Raw genomic sequence first — 19,533 nt, forward strand, 5'->3', positions numbered from 1 at the left:
TAGTCTTGACGCATTTGCTGCCGGCGGCGATAAGAACGCCTATGAAAACGCTGTGCGCCATTATCGGCATTTGCATTATCGGCTAGCGCCAAACCGCTGGTCCGGACGTTTTCGCCCTCCTTTCCCGACGAGAAAAACGCCCAGGCCAGACGGCCGGAGTGAGCCGTGCCCGCAGTGCAGAACCGCACCGGCGCGACGATGGGTTGAAAACGGAAGGCGAGGATGACGAACGGTTTCAAGGGCCTCAGGGTCTACAACACGCTGACGCGGGCCAAAGAGGACTTCGTCCCCATCGATGCGGACAGGGTGCGCATGTATGTGTGCGGGCCGACGGTCTATGACTATGCGCATATCGGCAATGCGCGTCCGGCCATTGTCTTCGACATCCTGTTCCGGCTCCTGCGCCATCTCTATGGCGAGGATCACGTCACCTATGTGCGCAACATCACCGACGTGGATGACAAGATCAACGCACGCGCCCGGCGCGACTATCCCGATCTGCCGCTCAATGAGGCGATCCGCGAAGTCACGCAGAAAACGGCCGACCAGTATCACGCCGATGTGGCGGCCCTTGGCTGCCTGAGGCCGACAATCGAGCCTCGGGCAACCGAGTTCGTTCTGCCCCGCGCCGACGGGCTGACCGACATGGCGAGCCTGATTCAAACTCTCATGGATCGCGGCCATGCCTATGAAGCGAATGGGGAAATCCTTTTCGACACGGCCTCCATGCCGGCCTATGGCGGGCTTTCCAAGCGCAAGCTGGAAGACCAGCAGGCCGGCGCGCGCATCGCCGTCGAGGCGCACAAGAAGAACCCGGCTGACTTTGTGCTCTGGAAGCAGTCCTCTGCGGATGAGCCGGGATGGGACGCGCAGTTCACCATCGATGGCGAGGCGGTGACGATCCGTGGCCGACCGGGCTGGCATATCGAGTGCTCGGCCATGTCAGCGGCCTATCTGGGCGAGGAGTTCGACATTCATGGCGGCGGCCTCGATCTGATTTTCCCGCACCATGAAAACGAGATTGCGCAATCTTGCTGCGCCCATGGCCGCGATGTCATGGCGCGCTACTGGATGCACAATGGCTTCCTCCAGGTGGAGGGGCGCAAGATGTCCAAGTCGGAAGGCAATTTCGTCACCATCAACCAGCTTCTGGAGACGGAAGTGTTCGGCGGTCGCTCATGGCCGGGCGAGGTGCTGCGGCTTGCCATGCTGATGACCCATTATCGCGAGCCGATCGACTTTTCTGTACGCAAGCTGGAAGAGGCCGAAGCGGTGCTCGATGGCTGGTACCGCGCCGTTGGCGATGTTGCGGCGGGCGGTGCTGGATGCGCCGACATGGTGGCCGCGCTCAGCGATGATCTTGGCACGACAGGCGCCATCGCGGCGCTGCACGAATTGCGCAGCGAAGCGGCCAAAGGCAATGATGAGGCGCGGCAGGCGCTCAAGGCGAGCGCCGGCCTTCTCGGGCTGCTGGGGCAGACGGAAAGCGAATGGTTCGCCGCAAAGGTGTCAGACGCGTCCATCGATACGGGCGCTGTGGAGACCGCCGTCGAGGAGCGGCTCAAGCAGTTGCGCGAAAAGAACTTCGCCGAAGCCGACCGCATCCGCGATGAACTTACGGCGCAGGGGGTGCAGCTGATGGACTACAAGGATCCTGAGAGCGGCGAGCGTCGCACGAAGTGGGAGGTGAAACGGTGATCGATCATATCGGCATACGCACGGCGGATTTCGACCGCGCGAAAGCGTTTTACGACAAGGCAATGGCGCCGCTCGGCGCATCGCTGCTCATGATGGTGCCGCCGGAACACACTGATGGCGTGAAAGTGGGCGGATATGGCCGCGACCGGCCGGTCTACTGGCTGAGCGAAGGCGCGCCGGCGAGCGAGCCAAAACACATCGCCTTCACCGCCAATACGCGCGACGAGGTGGATGCGTTTTACAGGGCGGCGCTGGAGGCCGGCGGTCGTGACAATGGCGCTCCGGGCCCCAGACCGCATTACCACCCCGATTATTACGGGGCCTTCGTGTTCGATCCCGACGGCAACAATGTGGAAGCCGTCTGTCACAGGCCTGAATAGGCCGGTAAAGGGGAGGGAGCGGAAATGAGCCTCGACAACAAGCCCGTCTATTCCGGCGGTTGCCAGTGCGGTGCGGTTCGTTTCCATGTCGAGGGCGCGCTGGGCGAAGCATCGGTGTGCCACTGCCGCATGTGCCAGAAGGCCAGCGGAAACATCATGCTCCCACTGGTCTCCGTCACCGGGGCAAAACTGAGCTGGACGCGCGGTGAACCGAAGCGCTTCCAGTCTTCCTCCCATGTCCGGCGCGGCTTCTGCGCTGATTGCGGCACCCCGCTTACCTATGAAGCGCCGCACGGTGTCGCGATCACCATCGCCGCCTTCGACCAGCCCGGGGATATCGCTCCGGTCGTGCAGTGGGGCGTGGAGAACAAGCTGCCATACACGGACGGCATATCGGCGCTGCCGGCATACACATCGGACGATGACGAGGAGGCCGCAGAGCTTCTGCGGGGGCTCGTTTCCCATCAGCATCCCGACCACGACACGGAAGAATGGCCGTTGCCCGCAAACGGGCGGAAAGACAAAGAAAATGACTGAATTGCGCACGCTTTATCCCGAGATAGAGCCCTTCGACAGCGGTATGCTGGATGTGGGCGATGGCCATACGATTTACTGGGAGCGTGTGGGGACGCGGGGCGCGAAGCCGGCGGTCTTCCTGCATGGCGGACCGGGGGGCGGCTGCGGGCCGACGCATCGCCGGGCCTTCGATCCCGAAAAATACGACGTGATGCTTTTTGATCAGCGCGGGTGTGGCCGCTCCCTGCCGCATGCGGAACTCGAGGCCAACACCACCTGGCATCTCGTCTCCGACATCGAGCGGCTGCGCGCCATGATGGGCGTGGAGAAATGGCAGGTGTTTGGCGGTTCGTGGGGCTCGACGCTGGCGCTCGCCTATGCCGAGACACATCCCGAACGGGTGTCGGAACTCATCGTGCGCGGCGTTTACACGCTGACCCGCGCCGAGCTCGAATGGTACTACCAGTTCGGCGTGTCGCAGATGTTCCCCGAGAAGTGGGAGCGCTTCCTTGCGCCGATCCCGCAGGCCGAGCGCGGCGACCTGATGGCCGCCTACCGCAAGCGCCTCGTCTCGGAGGATCGTGCTGTCCAGCTTGAAGCGGCGAAGGCCTGGAGCCTGTGGGAAGGGGAGACCATCACCCTTCTGCCCGATCCCTCGCTGACGGAGCAGCATGGCGATGATGATTTCGCCATCGCCTTTGCGCGGATTGAAAACCATTTCTTCGTTCATGGCGGCTGGTTCGAGGAAGGCCAGCTGCTGCGCGACGCGCACAAGCTTGCCGGTATTCCGGGCGTCATCGTTCACGGGCGTTACGACATGCCGTGCCCGGCGCACTATGCCTGGCAGCTCCACAAGGCGTGGCCCGATGCCGAGTTCCACCTGATCGAGGGCGCGGGGCACGCCTTCTCCGAACCGGGCATTCTCGACCGTCTGATCCGGGCAACCGACCAATTCGCAGGCAAATGACCATGGCAGACAAAGAACGCATCTACCTTTTCGACACCACGCTGCGCGATGGTCAGCAGACGCCGGGCGTGGATTTCTCGGTCGAAGACAAGATCGCCGTGGCCAAGCTGCTCGACGATTTCGGCTTCGATTATGTGGAGGGCGGCTATCCGGGCGCAAACCCGACCGACACGGCCTTCTTTTCCAAGAAACGCACCTCGGATGCCGCATTCGTCGCCTTCGGCATGACGAAGCGCGCCGGCGTCTCGGCGTCCAACGATCCGGGCCTTGCAGCGCTTTTGCAGTCGCAGAGCGATGCGATCTGCTTCGTCGCCAAGAGCTGGGATTACCATGTGCGCGTGGCGCTGGGCTGCACCAATGAGGAGAACCTCGAATCGATCACCGCATCGGTCGAGGCCTCCGTCGCCAAAGGCAAGGAAACGCTGCTCGACTGCGAACACTTCTTCGATGGCTACAAGGCCAATCCGGATTATGCGCTTGCCTGCGCCAAAGCCGCTTACGATGCGGGCTGTCGCTGGGTGGTGCTGTGCGACACCAATGGCGGCACGCAGCCGGCTGAGATCCGGAAGATCGTGCAGGCGGTGATCGCGGCCGGCATTCCCGGCGACCATCTGGGCATCCATGCGCATGACGATACGGGCCAGGCGGTGGCGAATTCGCTCGCCGCAGTCGAGGCCGGCGTCAGGCAGGTGCAGGGCACGCTGAACGGCATTGGCGAGCGCTGCGGCAACGCCAATCTGGTGACCATTCTGCCGACGCTTGCGCTCAAGCCTGCCTATGCCGACCGGTTCACCACCGGCATTCCGGCCGAAAAGCTCGCCGATCTTTCGCGGCTGGCGCATGGTTTCGACGAGCTTTTGAACCGCGCGCCTGAGCAACAGGCGCCCTATGTCGGCGCATCGGCCTTCACCACCAAGGCCGGCATTCATGCCTCCGCCGTGCTGAAAGAGCCGGAAACCTATGAGCATGTGCCGCCGGAAAGCGTCGGCAACACGCGCCGCGTGATGGTCTCCGATCAGGGCGGAAAATCAAACTTCATCGCCGAGCTGAAGCGTCGGGGTATTGCGGTCGACAAGGCCGATCCGCGCCTCGATACGCTGATCTCGCTGGTCAAGGACCGTGAGGCGCAGGGCTATGCCTATGAGGGCGCAGATGCGAGTTTCGAGCTTCTGGCGCGGCGCACGCTCGGCCGGGTGCCGGAGTTCTTCAAGGTCGATGGTTTCCGCTGCATGGTGGAGCGCCGGTTTGACGCCAATGGCGACCTGAAAACCGTGTCGGAAGCCGTGGTGCGGGTGACCGTGGATGGCGAGACGCTGATGTCAGTTGCCGAAGGGCATGGCCCGGTCAACGCGCTCGATATCGCGCTGCGCAAGGATCTCGGAAAATATCAGAGCGAGATTTCCGACCTGGCGCTGGCCGATTACAAGGTGCGTATTCTAAACGGCGGCACGGAAGCAATCACGCGCGTTCTGATCGAATCCTTCGATGGCAGCGGCGCCCGCTGGTGGACCGTCGGCGTGTCCGACAACATCATCGACGCTTCGTTTCAGGCGCTGATGGACTCCATCATCTACAAGCTGGTCAAGAACCGGGACAGCGATGGAGAGGCGGCTGTCGACGCTGCCTGATTTCTCCTGACGCAAAGCTGGACCAATAAAATGAAATAGCGACGGGCGTGCCTGCTGTGACAGGATGCCCGTCCAGGGCTTCGGCCGTTGTTTCGTGGAACACTGATGTCTGAGATTGCCGGTAAGCCGCTCGATGAGAGCCGCAATGATGCGCTGCGCGGATTTGTTTTCGCGATGTCGGCCTATGCCATGTGGGGCTTTCTACCGCTCTACATGAAGCTGGTCGCGCATATCCCGGCAACGGAAGTGGTTGCGCACCGTGTTCTGTGGTCGCTGCCGGTGGCGGCGGTGATCCTGCTTGTTCTGGGACGCACCAGCGATGTGCGAGAGGCGCTTCGCTCGCCGCGCACCCTCATGATGGCAGCGCTCACGGCGGCGATCATCTCGTGCAACTGGGGCATTTATGTCTGGGCCATCGCCACCGACCGCGCGGTCGAAACGGCGCTTGGCTATTACATCAATCCGCTGGTCAGCATCGCCATGGCGGCCATCTTTCTCGGCGAGCGGCTGAACCGCCTTCAGATCGCGGCGGTGTGTCTGGCGGCGGTGGCCGTGGTGGTTCTCACCACCGATGCGGGCGGGCTGCCATGGGTTTCGCTCAGCCTGGCCCTGAGCTTCGCTGCCTATGGGATCCTGCGCAAAACGCTGCCGATCGGACCCAGTCAGGGCTTTTTTCTGGAAGTTCTGATCCTCACCCTGCCGGCAATCGGCTATCTCGGGTGGCTCGCCTTTTCCGGCGAAGCGCATTTCGGCCCGGCAAGCCCCACAGACATGCTGCTTCTCATCGGCTGCGGCCCGGTGACGGCCATCCCGCTCATCCTGTTTGCCTCCGGCGCGAAGCTTCTGCGCTATTCCACCATCGGCATCATGCAGTACACGGCGCCGACCATGATTTTCCTGATCGCGGTGTTCGTGTTCAAGGAGCCCTTCGGCGGTGTGAAGGCGATTGCCTTCGCCCTCATCTGGGCAGCCCTCGCACTCTACAGCTGGTCGATGCTGCGCGAGGCGCGGCAGGCAAAAAAATAGCCGCCCCTGAGGGCGGCAAAAAATCCGATGATGCCGGAAGGGGTGCGGCGGGCATCTTCGGCCAGAGCATCGGACCGAAAAGTGGGTACCGGTTTTCGGTTGCCCCGATGCTCCATCAGGAAACCAGGCCGCCGTTTGGGCGTTGGGTCGACCTGGGGACGTTTGCGCGGGACAGGACGAGCCGGAGAGCGCTTTGCGGGACGACGCTCCGGCGATGGATGCCTGCATCAGCGATGCACCGCGCAGCCTCATGGAAGCAGGCTTGTGTGACAGACGCACTGCAATCCGTTGAACTTCCAGTGACAGTTCGGGCCAGTGACAGTCCGGACGAACAGCGTTGATGATTGTGGACAGTCAGAGCCTGTCGATGGTTGCCGTGTCGCCTTCGTCGCCCGCTGTGCGCGTTGCCGCAGCTTTCAGGATCGCGGGGACGATGTCCTCGGCCCTGTCCACCACAATGGGGCGCACGCGATGATCCGAATGCACGAAACCTTCCTGTTTCATGTGTTCGATCAGTGTGAGAAGCGGGTTCCAGAAACCACCGATATTGGCGAAGACCATCGGCTTTTCATGCCGGGCGAGCTGCGCCCAGGTCATGATTTCGACGATCTCCTCCAGCGTGCCGATGCCGCCGGGCAGGGCCACGAAGGCGTCTGCGCGCTCGAACATGCCGTGCTTGCGCTGGTGCATGTCCTCGGTGACGATCAGCTCGTCCAGTTCCGTCAGCTCAACTTCGTTGGCTTCGCGGCGGATCAGGAATTTGGGGATGATCCCGGTGACCTTGCCGCCGGCATCCATGGTTCCACGGGCGACAGCGCCCATGATGCCCTTGGTGCCTGCGCCGTAAACCAGCCGCAGGCCGGCATCCGCCAGCCCCCGTCCCAGCGTAAGGCCGGCCTGGAAATGACTTTCATCGCGCCCATTGCTCGATCCGCAATAAACGCATACCGACTCGATTGTGTTCATGGAAACCATTGCTTGTCTGGGTTACTGTTGTGGTCAAGAGGGCAAGGGCTTTTTCTTGTAGGCGGAGTGAAAAAGCGTTACAGCCTGTCATAAACGGAAAAACGTGCATTATGGGCTTTACACCTTCCAAGGGGCTTCTCTTCGTCTCCGGCGCCGTCATTGCGGGTCTCGGAGCAGCATATGTTCTGGGCGCATTTGATAAGCCGGAGCCGTCGCCGGCTGCCGTTTCAGGGGCTCCCGATGCTGCTGCGCCAGCCACACCGTCTGCAAAACCTGATGACGCGAAGGCCGCAGCCGACACCAAGGAAGCGCGTCTTGAGGAAGCTGCGAGCGCAGACGATGCGAAGGCTTCGGACGCGCTGAGCCCGGCGGAAGAGGTCTTGCCGCCGTCCTTCGACATCGTCCGTGTCGAGCCGAATGGCTCCATGGTGATTGCCGGGCGGGCTGCGCCCGATGCGCAGGTCGAGATCATCAACGGGTCTTCCGTTCTCGCCATTGCCACAACAGGCGCTTCAGGGGATTTCGCTGCGGTTCTCGACGAGCCGCTGGAGCCGGGCGACTATCAGATCGTGCTGCGCGCGACGACCGGGGACAATGTGGTCGCGACCTCGCTGGAAACGGCCATCGTGACCGTTCCCGACGACGAGACCGGCCAGGTGCTTGCCCTGGTGGACAAGCCGGGCGCGCCAAGCCGCCTCATCACCGTGCCGGAAGCAAAGGCCCCGCAGGCGGAGACTGCACAGGCGTCCGCTCCCGCAGCAGCGTCCGGGCAGGGGGAGGGCAAGCAGCTTGCCGCTGCTGATGCCGGTGCGCCGGTAGCAAATGCACCGGCACGACAGGATACGACGCAGCCCGCAGCTGAAACTCAGGCGACGGGCGAAGAGCCGGTCGAGACAGCCAGCGCCCAGAATGCGCAGCCGGCCGCAACAGGTGAGGCTCCGGCCCAGACGCCGAAAGCGCAGAGCGCGACGTCCCTCTTCATCGAGGCGGTTGAAATCGACGGTGGCGAGGTGTTCGTCGCCGGTGCGGCGCGGGCGGGAAGCACGCTGCGCGTCTACGCAAACCAGATCCTGCTCGGCGAGACGGTCGCCACGCCCAACGGGCGCTTCCTGATCGAGGCGACGCGCGAACTGCCGGTCGGGGACTATATCGTCCGGGCCGACATGCTGTCGGATGACGGTCGCACCGTGATCGGGCGCGCAGCCGTGCCTTTCACACGCTCCGAAGGCGAGCAGATCGCGGCGGTGGCGAAGCCGGAGGGGCAGGCCCCGACGCTGAATGATGCAAGCAATGGCAAGGATGCGCGTCTGCCCGAGGGCAATGGTCAGGCGGCAGACGGGGCGGGCGAAAGCACGCCCCAGGGCCAGCAGGCCGTCGCATTAGCCGGCGACAGCGCGTCGGAAAACGGAGCCACCGCTCCCAAGCTCGCGCCTGTGGATGGCTCCGTGATCATTCGCCGTGGCGACACGCTCTGGCACATTTCGCGGCGCGTTTACGGGCAGGGCATCCGCTACACGACGCTTTATCTGGCAAATCAGGACCAGATCGAGGATCCCGACCGCATCTGGCCGGGGCAGGTTTTCGCCGTGCCCGAGACCACGCAGGAAGGCGAGCCGGCCGACATGAAGGCCATCGAAGAGCGCATGGTCACGCCGGAAAATCCGGGTTAGCCAAAAGGAAAATCCGCGTAGCCCTTGAAGAATGGCAGGCTTTCATCGTATATCGCCGATTAACGATGAAAGGTTTGCCATGGCACGCGCCCTGTCGGATGAATGTTGCCCGCACCAGAAGCTGGTGCAGGGCTTCAATGCCCTGTCTCACCCTGCGCGGATCAAGATCCTCAAACACCTGTCGGGGTTTGACGCCTGCTGCTGCAAGGAAGTGGTGCAGCATCTGGATCTCGCCCAGTCCACGGTTTCCCAGCATCTGAAGGTGCTGGTGGAGGCGGGGCTGGTGCAGGTGCGGCCGGAGCGTCAGAGCTCCCGCTATGAGGTCGATACCGAAGCGCTTGCCAGCCTTTCCGAAGCTTTGTCGCTGTTGACGCAAACCTGCGTCGACGCGAAAGAAAACAAGAAGTTACGGCTGGAGGCCGAAGCGAATGAGCAATAAGACCGTATCCGCGGAAGGCTCCACCCTCGAGACATTGCGCAATCTCTGGCCCTATATGTGGCCGAGCGACCGGGCGGATCTGAAACGGCGCGTGGTGATCGCGGCCTTCTTCCTGGTGCTGGCGAAGATCATCCTGGTTTTCGTGCCCTATTTCTACAAATGGGCGACCAACACGCTGTCGGGCGAGGGCACGGCGCCGGCTTTCCTGCCGGCCATGCTGGCCGGGCCGATCATGCTGGTCGTTGCCTATAACGTGGTGCGGGTTGTCCAGCTTGGCTTCAACCAGCTGCGCGATGCGCTGTTTGCACGTGTCGGGCAGCATGCTGTCCGGCAGCTTGCCCACCGCACCTTCGTGCACATGCACAATCTCTCGCTGCGCTTTCATCTGGAGCGCCGCACGGGCGGCCTGTCGCGCATCATCGAGCGCGGCACCAAGGGCATCGACACGATTGTCCGCTTCACGATCCTGAACACGATCCCGACGCTCTTGGAATTCCTGCTGGCGGCGGGCATCTTCGCCTTCGCCTATGGCTGGATCTACGTGGCCATCGTCGCTGTCACCGTCTGGCTTTACACCTGGTTCACGGTGAAGGCGAGCGACTGGCGGATCGGCATTCGCCGGCAGATGAACGATTCCGACACGGAAGCCAACACCAAGGCAATCGACTCGCTGCTCAACTTCGAGACCGTCAAATATTTCAACAACGAGGCCATGGAGGCGCGCCGCTTCGACCGTTCCATGGAGCGTTATGAGGATGCGGCGACCCGCACCTGGACCTCGCTTGGCTGGCTGAACTTCGGGCAGGGCGTCATTCTGGGGCTCGGCATGACGGCGGCCATGGGGCTTTCTGCCTATGAGGTGATGCAGGGTACGCAGACCGTGGGCGATTTCGTCTTCATCAACGCCATGCTGATGCAGCTCTCCATCCCGCTCAACTTCATCGGCTTCGTCTATCGCGAAATCCGTCAGGGCCTGACCGACATCGAGCAGATGTTCGACCTGCTGGATGTCAGCGCGGAAGTGACCGACAAGCCGGATGCAAAGCCGCTTGAGGTCGATCAGGGCACGGTCCGTTTCCACGATGTGCGCTTTTCCTACGATCCCGAGCGTCCGATCCTCAAGGGCGTCGATTTCGAGATCCCGGCTGGCAACACCGTTGCCGTTGTCGGGCCTTCGGGCGCCGGCAAATCCACCATCTCGCGCCTTCTCTTCCGCTTCTACGATGCGCAGAGCGGCGAGATCACCATTGATGGTCAGAACGTCAAGGATGTGACGCAGAAGAGCCTGCGAGCGGCCATCGGCATGGTTCCGCAGGACACGGTCCTGTTCAACGACACGATCGCCTACAACATCCGCTATGGCCGGCCAGACGCCACGGATGAAGAGGTGCGCAAGGCCGCCGAGATGGCGCAGATCGGGGCTTTCATCGAAAGCCTGCCGGAAGGCTATGACACGATGGTCGGTGAGCGCGGGCTGAAGCTCTCGGGCGGCGAGAAGCAGCGCGTCGCGATTGCGCGCACCATCCTCAAGGCCCCGCCCATCCTGCTGCTCGATGAGGCGACCTCTGCGCTCGACACGCATACGGAGCAGGAAATCCAGGCCGCGCTCGACACGGTCAGCCGTGGGCGCACCACGCTGGTCATCGCGCACCGCCTGTCCACCGTCATCAATGCCGACGAGATCATCGTGCTCAAGGGCGGCGAAATCGCCGAACGCGGCCGCCATCTCGCACTGCTTGATGCGGGCGGTCTCTATGCGGAGATGTGGAACCGTCAGCGCGAGGCCACGGAAGCCGAAGAGGCTCTGCGCAAGGCGCGCGAAACGGACGAGATGGGCGTGGTCGTGCGCCGCGAGCCTGCCTACTGACGGACCGGTGGATTGTTTCGGGTTCGACTGGATGTCGGACCCGGAAAATCATCCGAAACAAGAACTTGTCGGCGGATATACTGGTTCCGACATTTGCCTTCATTGCCCTCGCATTGCACATGCAGGTGTTGGAAACCAACCGCTGATTAGGTCAGATCGCCGTGCGTCCGTTCGGACGCACAAAGGACGATCTAAATTATTGATGGAGCATCGGATTAACCGAAAACCGGTTTCCACTTTTCGGTCCGATGCTCTAACGCGTTGCGGGACAACCCGGATTCCGTTACGAAGGCCGCTACTTCATTCGATTTGAAAGTGGCCTTTCATGAGCCTTGTTGACACGATCCGCAAAACCTTCGTGCCGATACACCGGGAGGGGTATCCCTTTATCGCGGCCTTTGCCGGCGCCACCATCATTCTCGGCTTTATCTGGGAACCGCTGTTCTGGATCGGCCTGATCCTGACCGCCTGGTGCGTGTATTTCTATCGTGACCCCGAGCGCGTCACCCCGGTTGATGACGATCTGGTCATCGCGCCCGCCGATGGCGTCATTTCCTTTGTCGGCCCCGCCGTTCCGCCCGCCGAACTCGGCATGGGCGAAGGAGAGATGACCCGCATCTCCGTCTTCATGAATGTCTTTTCCTGCCACATCAACCGCGCGCCGGTGCGCGGCCGCATCTCGCTGATCGAGCACAGGCCGGGCCGCTTCCTCAATGCCGAGCTCGACAAGGCCAGCGCCGAGAACGAGCGCAATGGCCTCGTGATCGAAAGCCCGCATGGCCCGATCCCGGTGGTGCAGATTGCCGGTCTCGTGGCGCGGCGCATCGTGTGCTGGGCGGAAGCGCCGGGCGAGATCGCCGTTGGTGAGCGCTTCGGCCTGATCCGCTTCGGGTCGCGCGTTGATGTCTATCTGCCGGCAGGAGCCGTTCCGCGTGTCGCCATCGGCCAGACCTCCGTTGGCGGCGAGACCGTTCTCGCAGCGTTCGACAGCGAATTGAAACAGCCCATCGTGCGGGTTTCCTGATGGCCGGGCCCTTTCCACCATTTGAGCCGCACGGCGGGGGCGGGCCGAAGCTGAGTGAAATTCCCCTGCGCATGCTGGTGCCGAACGTGATTACCGTTCTGGCCATCTGCGCAGGGCTTTCGGGCATCCGGCTCGCCTTTGAGGGGCGGGTCGAGATCGCCGTTGTGATGGTCCTCATCGCCGCGTTTCTGGACGCCGTGGACGGGCGTGTTGCGCGCATGCTCAAGGCGTCGTCCAATTTCGGCGCGCAGATGGATTCGCTGGCCGACATCGTCAATTTCGGTGTTGCGCCGCCGCTGGTGCTTTATGCCTATGTGCTGGATCAGGCGGGCGCGCTGGGCTGGATTGCGGCGCTGCTCTTCGCCATCGCGTGCTGCCTGCGTCTTGCCCGCTTCAACGTGATGCTGGATGATCCGAACCGTCCTGCATGGCACACGGACTATTTCGTCGGTGTGCCGGCTCCGGCCGGGGCGGCACTGGTTCTGTTACCCGTTTATCTGGGCTTTCTCGGCATCGCGCCGGACATGACCATGGCGCTTGCAGCCTCTGCCTACACGGTGCTGATCGGCTTCCTGCTCGTCAGCCGCCTGCCGGTCTATTCCGGAAAAAGCTCCGGCAGCCGCGTCCCGCGTGAATATGTGCTGCCGCTGATTCTGGGACTTGCGCTCTATGTGCTGCTTCTGACGAGCTATACCTGGCTCACGCTGACGGTTTCCGCCGGCTGCTACCTGATCTTCCTCATCTTCAGCATGCGCGCCTATTCGCGTCGTGCCGAACGGGAAGAGCAGAAGGCTGCGGAAGCCGCTGCCAAGGCAGAAGACAAGGAGACGTAAGGCCGGAGGGCCTTGCGCTCGCCAGACATCCGCTCAGAGCAATTCCAGGAAAAGCGGAAACGCTCCAAGTGCGGAAAGGTGGGGGATCGGTTGGGAAGGCGTTCCGTGAAGCGCTGAACCGCCCCAGAGCATTTCACGTCCCTTTGGAGCGTTTTGCGCGGGGCTTCGGCCCTCACTCGTCGGCTGCCGCCGCCGGCGCACCGCGCACTTCGATCATCCGTTCAAACAGGGCTTCGGAAGCACGCATGTTCTCGCGCGACGAACGCGCAATCAGTTCCTCGATTGTCATCGGTTCCAGCGTGCGCACGTGGCGCGCAGGCACAAACCCGCGCCGTTCCATATAGACGGGAACCACCCGGGCCTCGGCCTTCAGCGCGATGCGGGCTACGGCGCGGAACAGGCGGAAGGTCTTGGTGTCGGGATTGACGTCGTTGGGCATGTAGACGGCGAGGCGGCCATTGCCGCGCAGACGGCGCACCAGCCGGCGGCTCACAAACACATGATGTGCGTTGAAGGCGATGGTGCGGGCAAGCGCGCGCCACGGCTCCAGAAACGGAGACTTTGCGGAAAACTCATCCAGAATGTGCAGTGTGTCGTCGGGCAGGAGAGCGAGCATGGCCGCCGGGTCGAGGCTCGACTGGTGCCACACCACATAGATCACCGGAGTATCCGCCTTGCGCGCCGTATCGACCCCGCGGTCGCTGATGCGCAGAAGGAGCTTCAGCGGCGCGTGCAGGGCCGCCTGGTGGAAGCTGACGCCGCGTCGATACTGAACGATGGCTGCCATCGCCGCCCACAGGGCAACAATGAGCAGTACAAGCTCTATGATCAGAATCATGCCGCGTCTCCCAATCGCCGGGGCTCAGGCCGATTGGCGAGAGCGCGCCAGCACTATGATCTACGTTCTGGTTGCATCGCCGGTCGTCGGCGGAACCTGCCGTAGCCCCTCGTGGCGCGGCGTCTTCGTCCGCTGCCGCGTTGAAAGGTAACGAAAGGGGCTGGCAGGTCAATCGCGAAGGCCGGCTGCAGGGCAACCGGCCCATGTCTCATTCCGGCATCTGGTAGCGCGTAAAGGCGTTTTTCTTTACGTCGAAGATCAGGCCGGTCTCGGTCAGCTCGGGGCTGGCGAGCGGCAGGATCTTTGCCGCTACCTCGGAAGGATGGGGCAGGGTTTCGGGATCTTCGCCCGGCATTGCCTGTGCGCGCATGGCGGTGCGGGTTGCGCCCGGATTCACCGCATTGATGCGCAGCGGCATGTTCTTGGTCTCATCCGCCCAGGAGCGCGCCATGGCCTCCACGGCGGCCTTGGAAGCCGCATAGGGGCCCCAGAACGCGCGTGCTGAGTGTGCCGCACCCGAAGACATGATGATCGCACGGCCCGCGTCAGAGGCGCGCAGAAGCGGGTCTACGGAGCGGATAAGCCGCCAGGTCGCGGTGACGTTGATGTTCATCACCTTTTCGAAGACCTTGGCTTCCACATGGCCGAGCGGGGCGATGACGCCCAGAATGCCGGCATTGGCGACCATGATGTCGAGCTTGCCCCAGCGTTCGTGGATCGCGCCGCCAATGCGGTCGATGCCGGCCATGTCCGTCAGGTCCAGAGGCACGAGCGTGGCTTCGCCGCCCTGCGCCTTGATTTCGTCATCGAGTTCTTCGAGGCCACCCACGGTGCGGGCCACGGCAATCACATGGGCGCCACAGGCCGCCATTTCCTTGGCGAGAAAATAGCCGATGCCGCGCGAAGCGCCGGTGACCAGCGCAAGCCGGCCGCTTAAATCAGGTTTCTTGTATGTCATTGACCGCCTGCTGCGAGGAGAGAAAGCGTGCGCACATTGTCCGTGCTGTCGTGATCGGTCAACCGCGTCGGATAGTCCTTGGTGAAGCAGGCGTCGCAATATTGCGGCTGCTCGGCGTTGCGCGCTGCCTCGCCGACGGCGCGGTAAAGCCCGTCAATGGTCAGGAAGGCGAGCGAGTCGACGCGGATGAAGTCGGCCATTTCCTCGACCGACATGCGCGAGGCGAGGAGTTTTGAGGCTTCCGGCGTGTCGACGCCATAGAAGCAGGGCGAGCGCGTGGGCGGGGAGGCGATGCGCATATGCACTTCGGCTGCGCCGGCGTCGCGCACCATCTGCACGATCTTCTGGCTGGTGGTGCCGCGCACGATGGAGTCATCCACCAGCACCACGCGCTTGCCTTCGATGCAGAGGCGGTTCGCGTTGTGCTTCAGCTTCACACCCATATGGCGGATGGAATCGGTCGGCTGGATGAAGGTGCGGCCCACATAGTGGTTGCGGATGATGCCCAGCTCGAACGGCAGATTGGCCGCCTGTGCGTAGCCAATGGCCGCCGGCGTTCCCGAATCGGGAACCGGAACAACGATGTCGGCATCCACCGGCATCTCGCGGGCAAGCTCCGCACCGATTTCCTTGCGCACCTCATAGACATTGCGTCCCTCGACAAGCGAGTCGGGCCGCGCAAAGTAGACATATTCGAAGATGCAGAAGCGGGGTTTTTCCTTGACCTCGAAGGGGAAGTGGCTTTCCACGCCCTTCTCGGTCACGACGATCATTTCGCCGGGCTTCACGTCGCGCACGAAGCGCGCGCCGATGATGTCGAGCGCACAGGTCTCCGAGGCCAGAATGTAGGCCCCGTCGAGATCGCCCAGAACCAGCGGGCGGATGCCCAGCGGATCGCGGCAGCCGATCATCTTCTTGGAGGTCAGCGCGACGATGGAGAAGGCGCCCTCGATCTGCTGCACCGCATCGATGAAGCGGGCATTGATGTCCTGCTCCTTGCTGGTGGCGACGAGGTGAAGAACGGTCTCCGTGTCCGATGTGGACGAGAAGATCGAGCCTTCCTTCTGCAGCTTGCGCTGCACGGTCATGGCGTTGGTGATGTTGCCGTTGTGGGCAACGGCAAGGCCGCCATCGGAGAGCTCGGCGAAGAAGGGCTGCACGTTGCGCAGGCCCGAACCGCCGGTCGTCGCGTAACGGGTGTGCCCGATGGCGCGGCTGCCATGCAGCCGGTCGAGCACGGACTGTTTCGTGAACGTGTCGCCGATCAGGCCGATATGGCGTTCGACGTGGAACTGGGTGCCGTCGAAGGAGACGATACCCGCCGCTTCCTGACCGCGATGCTGCAAGGCATGCAGGCCAAGCGTGACGATCGCGGCCGCATCACTGCGACCGAAAATGCCGAACACGCCGCATTCGTCGTGAAAATGGTCGTCCGCTTCGCCTGCGAGAGGCAAATTGTCTTCCAATGCCATTTCTGGCCGCCCTTTCATTGTGACACAGACGGCCCGTGACCGTCAGTTAGCGGTTTCACCTTCGCCGGACACACCGTTGGACAGGCGATCGAAAACCGAGTTGTCCGGATCGTCCGGAAGCAGGCTCTGAATCCACTGGCCCACACCGTCCAGCAGGGGACGGGACTTTGCTTCCGTAACCCATTCCGGCGGGTTTGCACCCATCAGCCAGTTGAGGAACAGAAGCGCCACGGCAACCACCAGGATACCGCGTGCGGCGCCATAGAGAAAGCCGAGCGTGCGATCGAGCGCGCCGATGCGCGAATCGATGATGAAGTCCGCGATCTTCATCGTGATGATCGTCACCACGATCAGCGCCACGAAAAACACTGCCGCAGCCGCAACCGCGAGCGCCAGCATCTCGTTGCTGATATAGGGCGCCACATAGGGCAAAACCAGCGGATGCAGGTAGTAAGCCGCGATGGCTGCCGCAACCCAGGAGGCGATGGACAGCACTTCGCGCGAGAAACCGCGCACCATGGCCAGCATGGCCGAAACAAGCGTGAAGCCGACAAGAATTCCGTCAAGCAACGTGATTGGCATTGTCACCCCTACTCCTTTGGCAGTTAGGATGCCCCCGCAAGGTCATGATTGTTGTCTTCCGGGCCACTGTCCGCCAATCGATCCGTTCATACCGTCCCGCTAGGCCGCCTTGGCGCCCGCGATGCGGGCAACCAGTTCGGCAAGCGCTTCGGGCCGCGCCGACCGTGCTGCGATGGCACCCGATCCGTCCTCGTTGCCCGGCGGCATGACCGCTTGGGCGAAACCGAGCTTTTCGGCTTCCTTGAGACGGCTCGCTGCATGCGCAACGGGTCTGACAGCGCCCGAAAGGCTGATTTCGCCGAAATAGACGCAATCGGCTGGCAGGGCAAGCCCGGTGAGGGAGGAGACAAGTGCCGCAGCCACCGCCAGATCGGCCGCCGGCTCCGAAATCCGGTAGCCACCGGCCACATTCAGATAGACATCATGGGTTGCAAAGCGCACCCCGCAATGCGCCTCGAGAACGGCCAAGACCATGGAAAGTCTGGCGGAATCCCATCCCACCACTGCGCGGCGCGGCGTGCCGAGCGGCGAGGGGGCGACAAGCGCCTGGATTTCCACAAGAACCGGTCGCGTGCCCTCCATCCCGGCGAAGACGGCAGCGCCCGGAGCGGCCGCGCTGCGCTCGCCCAGAAAGAGTTCGGACGGGTTGGAGACTTCGCGCAGCCCCTTGTCGCCCATCTCGAACACGCCGATTTCGTCGGTCGGGCCGAAACGGTTCTTCACCGTGCGCAGGATGCGGTAGTGATGGCCGCCTTCGCCCTCGAAATAGAGAACGCCATCCACCATGTGCTCCACCACGCGGGGGCCGGCGATCTGGCCTTCCTTGGTCACGTGCCCGACGAGCACGACGGCTGCGCCGGTGGATTTTGCATAGCGGATCATGGCCTGCGCCGAGGCGCGCACCTGTGTCACGGTGCCGGGGGCTGAATCGGCCATGTCGGTCCACAGGGTCTGGATCGAATCCAGAATGACGAGATCGGGCCGTTTCCCGTCCTCGATGGTCGCCAGAATGTCTTCCACATTGGTCTCGGCGGCCAGTTCCACGGGCTGCTGCGCCACATGGAGACGCTGCGCGCGCAGGCGGATCTGCGCCACCGCTTCTTCGCCCGATACGTAGACGATGCGGTGGCCGCGCTCGGCGAGGGCGGCTGCTGCCTGTGTCAGAAGGGTGGATTTGCCGATGCCCGGATCACCGCCGACCAGCAGCGCCGAGCCGCGCACGAAGCCGCCGCCGGTCACCCGGTCAAGCTCACCGATGCCCGTGGTGATGCGCGGTGCATCCTCGATGTCGCCGGAAAGCGTGGTGAGCGCCACGGCGCGTCCCTTGCGGGCCTTGCGCGAGGCGGCCTGCGGGCCGGAACCGATGCCGCTCGACGTGCCTTCCTCGACCAGCGTGTTCCACGCGCCGCATCCGTCGCATTTGCCGGCCCAGCGCGCATGCACCGTGCCGCAGTTCTGGCAGATGAACTGGACGCGTGCGCGGGCCATCAGATGCGGTCCCCGCCGTGCACGTAATGCCGCTCATAGCGGCGGCCGAGCGAGGTCAGCAGCTCATAGGAAATCGTGCCGCAGGCCATTGCCACGTCGTCGACGGGCATGTTGTGGCCGATGAGCTCGATGAAGTCGCCCACCTGCAGCGCATCGGGACCGAGATCGGTCACGTCGAACAGGGTGAGGTCCATGGTGATGCGGCCGATCACCGGCACGCGCTCGCCATCCACAAAGCCGCATGCGCCCTGAGGCACCGCGTTGCGCAGCGGGACGCCCGCACCGGAGCCGGAGCGATGGTAGCCATCGGCATAGCCGGTTGCGGTGACCGCCAGAAGCGTGTCGCGGGTTACAGGTGTCGCACCGTAGCTGACCGTGCCGCCGGCGGGCACCTGACGCAGTTGCGCGATGCGCGCCTGAACCGTGGCCACGGGCTGCATCGGATTTTCCGTATTGTTTACGGGATTGCTACCGTAAAGCGACACGCCCGGGCGCGTTACATCGCACAGGAATTCCCCGCCCAGAAAGATGCCGGCGGAGTTCGCCAGACTTGATTCTGCATCTGGGAAAAGTGCGCAAAGTGCCTGAAATGATTCCAGTTGTTGCCGGTTCATCGGATGGTCCGGCGTGTCGGCGCAGGCGAGGTGGCTGAGGATCAGCCGCGGTGTCAGCGCGCCGGTCAGGGCGTTCTCCTGCGCCAGAATGCGGGTCCGCTCCGGCGTCAGGCCGAGCCGGTTCATGCCCGTCTCCACATGCAGCGCACAGGGGCGTGGCGTGTCGCCATCATCCCAGCCATGGGCTTCCCAGATCGCCAGATCCGTCTGCGAGTTGAGCACCGGGATGAGACGCCCTTCGCGGTAGAAGGAAGCTGCCTCGGGGCTGAACAGGCCGTTGAAGACATAGATCTCGGCATCGGGCGCGGCACCCCGCACGGCAAGCCCCTCTTCGGGCAGGGCGACGAAGAACTTTCGGCAGCCCTCGGCGACCAGCGCCGCGACCACCGGACCTGCGCCCAGCCCATAGGCGTCGGCCTTCACCACGGCGGCTGCTTCCGCCGGGGTCGAGCGTTCGGCCATCTGCCGGTAATTGGCGACCAGAGCATCCAGGTCGACTGTCAGGCGGCCACCGGCAACGCGGGGGTCTGCGCCGCGCATCTGCGGATCGATTGAAGTCATGTCTTT

18 protein-coding genes are annotated in these 19,533 nt (G+C 63.2%); 11 read left to right on the forward strand and 7 right to left on the reverse strand.

The window, feature by feature from the left end; translation table 11 throughout:
• Positions 1-222: 222 nt before the first annotated feature.
• The 6 genes from cysS to rarD all read left to right on the forward strand — a co-directional run bounded on the left by cysS (position 223) and on the right by rarD (position 6,215).
• Complete coding sequence (gene cysS / locus NDI72_RS01560; protein WP_283799358.1) at positions 223-1,698, forward strand: cysteine--tRNA ligase; 1,476 nt, start codon at positions 223-225, stop codon at positions 1,696-1,698.
• Positions 1,695-2,078, forward strand: a complete 384-nt coding sequence (locus tag NDI72_RS01565) for a VOC family protein (RefSeq protein ID WP_206546624.1) — start codon at positions 1,695-1,697, stop codon at positions 2,076-2,078. The genes cysS and NDI72_RS01565 overlap by 4 nt, the downstream gene beginning before the upstream one ends.
• 24 nt (positions 2,079-2,102) lie before the next feature.
• Positions 2,103-2,615 carry a GFA family protein gene (locus NDI72_RS01570; protein WP_113154687.1) on the forward strand — a complete coding sequence of 171 codons (513 nt, stop codon included), beginning with the start codon at positions 2,103-2,105 and terminating at the stop codon, positions 2,613-2,615.
• A complete protein-coding gene (gene pip / locus NDI72_RS01575) occupies positions 2,608-3,561 on the forward strand; it encodes a prolyl aminopeptidase (RefSeq protein ID WP_113154688.1) in 954 nt (317 codons plus the stop codon). The genes NDI72_RS01570 and pip overlap by 8 nt, the downstream gene beginning before the upstream one ends.
• A complete protein-coding gene (gene cimA / locus NDI72_RS01580; protein WP_283799359.1) occupies positions 3,558-5,189 on the forward strand; it encodes a citramalate synthase in 1,632 nt (543 codons plus the stop codon). The genes pip and cimA overlap by 4 nt, the downstream gene beginning before the upstream one ends.
• 105 nt (positions 5,190-5,294) lie before the next feature.
• The gene (gene rarD / locus NDI72_RS01585) at positions 5,295-6,215 is read left to right on the forward strand and encodes an EamA family transporter RarD (protein WP_113154690.1); all 921 of its coding nucleotides are present in this window, start codon (positions 5,295-5,297) and stop codon (positions 6,213-6,215) included.
• A 354-nt stretch (positions 6,216-6,569) separates the two neighbouring features.
• Here rarD and NDI72_RS01590 read toward each other — a convergent pair whose 3' ends face one another.
• A complete protein-coding gene (locus NDI72_RS01590; RefSeq protein WP_206554731.1) occupies positions 6,570-7,181 on the reverse strand; it encodes an LOG family protein in 612 nt (203 codons plus the stop codon).
• Between the two features lie 110 nt (positions 7,182-7,291).
• On the opposite strand from NDI72_RS01590, the gene NDI72_RS01595 reads away from it, so the two are divergent.
• The 5 genes from NDI72_RS01595 (at position 7,292) to NDI72_RS01615 (ending at position 13,014) form a co-directional block, all read left to right on the forward strand.
• Complete coding sequence (locus NDI72_RS01595) at positions 7,292-8,851, forward strand: LysM peptidoglycan-binding domain-containing protein (RefSeq protein ID WP_283799360.1); 1,560 nt, start codon at positions 7,292-7,294, stop codon at positions 8,849-8,851.
• Positions 8,852-8,930: 79 nt separating this feature from the next.
• Positions 8,931-9,290 carry an ArsR/SmtB family transcription factor gene (locus tag NDI72_RS01600; RefSeq protein ID WP_113154692.1) on the forward strand — a complete coding sequence of 120 codons (360 nt, stop codon included), beginning with the start codon at positions 8,931-8,933 and terminating at the stop codon, positions 9,288-9,290.
• Positions 9,280-11,157 carry an ABCB family ABC transporter ATP-binding protein/permease gene (locus tag NDI72_RS01605; protein ID WP_113154693.1) on the forward strand — a complete coding sequence of 626 codons (1,878 nt, stop codon included), beginning with the start codon at positions 9,280-9,282 and terminating at the stop codon, positions 11,155-11,157. Before NDI72_RS01600 ends, NDI72_RS01605 begins: the two co-directional genes overlap by 11 nt.
• 325 nt (positions 11,158-11,482) lie before the next feature.
• Positions 11,483-12,181 carry a phosphatidylserine decarboxylase gene (locus NDI72_RS01610; RefSeq protein WP_206547371.1) on the forward strand — a complete coding sequence of 233 codons (699 nt, stop codon included), beginning with the start codon at positions 11,483-11,485 and terminating at the stop codon, positions 12,179-12,181.
• Positions 12,181-13,014, forward strand: a complete 834-nt coding sequence (locus NDI72_RS01615; protein ID WP_206546629.1) for a CDP-alcohol phosphatidyltransferase family protein — start codon at positions 12,181-12,183, stop codon at positions 13,012-13,014. Before NDI72_RS01610 ends, NDI72_RS01615 begins: the two co-directional genes overlap by 1 nt.
• A gap of 172 nt (positions 13,015-13,186) precedes the next feature.
• Here NDI72_RS01615 and NDI72_RS01620 read toward each other — a convergent pair whose 3' ends face one another.
• The 6 genes from NDI72_RS01620 to alr form a co-directional block, all read right to left on the reverse strand.
• The gene (locus NDI72_RS01620; RefSeq protein WP_206547372.1) at positions 13,187-13,852 is read right to left on the reverse strand and encodes a 1-acyl-sn-glycerol-3-phosphate acyltransferase; all 666 of its coding nucleotides are present in this window, start codon (positions 13,850-13,852) and stop codon (positions 13,187-13,189) included.
• Positions 13,853-14,060: 208 nt separating this feature from the next.
• Positions 14,061-14,810, reverse strand: coding sequence for an SDR family NAD(P)-dependent oxidoreductase (locus NDI72_RS01625; protein ID WP_283799361.1), 750 nt, complete (start codon positions 14,808-14,810; stop codon positions 14,061-14,063).
• The gene (purF, locus tag NDI72_RS01630) at positions 14,807-16,282 is read right to left on the reverse strand and encodes an amidophosphoribosyltransferase (RefSeq protein ID WP_206546631.1); all 1,476 of its coding nucleotides are present in this window, start codon (positions 16,280-16,282) and stop codon (positions 14,807-14,809) included. The genes NDI72_RS01625 and purF overlap by 4 nt, the downstream gene beginning before the upstream one ends.
• 42 nt (positions 16,283-16,324) lie before the next feature.
• The gene (locus NDI72_RS01635; RefSeq protein ID WP_113154699.1) at positions 16,325-16,864 is read right to left on the reverse strand and encodes a CvpA family protein; all 540 of its coding nucleotides are present in this window, start codon (positions 16,862-16,864) and stop codon (positions 16,325-16,327) included.
• A 99-nt stretch (positions 16,865-16,963) separates the two neighbouring features.
• Complete coding sequence (gene radA / locus NDI72_RS01640) at positions 16,964-18,352, reverse strand: DNA repair protein RadA (RefSeq protein ID WP_113154700.1); 1,389 nt, start codon at positions 18,350-18,352, stop codon at positions 16,964-16,966.
• Positions 18,352-19,527: an alanine racemase gene (alr, locus tag NDI72_RS01645; protein ID WP_283799362.1), complete on the reverse strand. Its 1,176-nt coding sequence runs from the start codon at positions 19,525-19,527 to the stop codon at positions 18,352-18,354. The genes radA and alr overlap by 1 nt, the downstream gene beginning before the upstream one ends.
• Between the last annotated feature and the right edge of the window lie 6 nt (positions 19,528-19,533).

Source organism: Nitratireductor sp. GZWM139 (assembly GCF_030068685.1).
Taxonomy (GTDB): domain Bacteria; phylum Pseudomonadota; class Alphaproteobacteria; order Rhizobiales; family Rhizobiaceae; genus Nitratireductor; species Nitratireductor aquimarinus.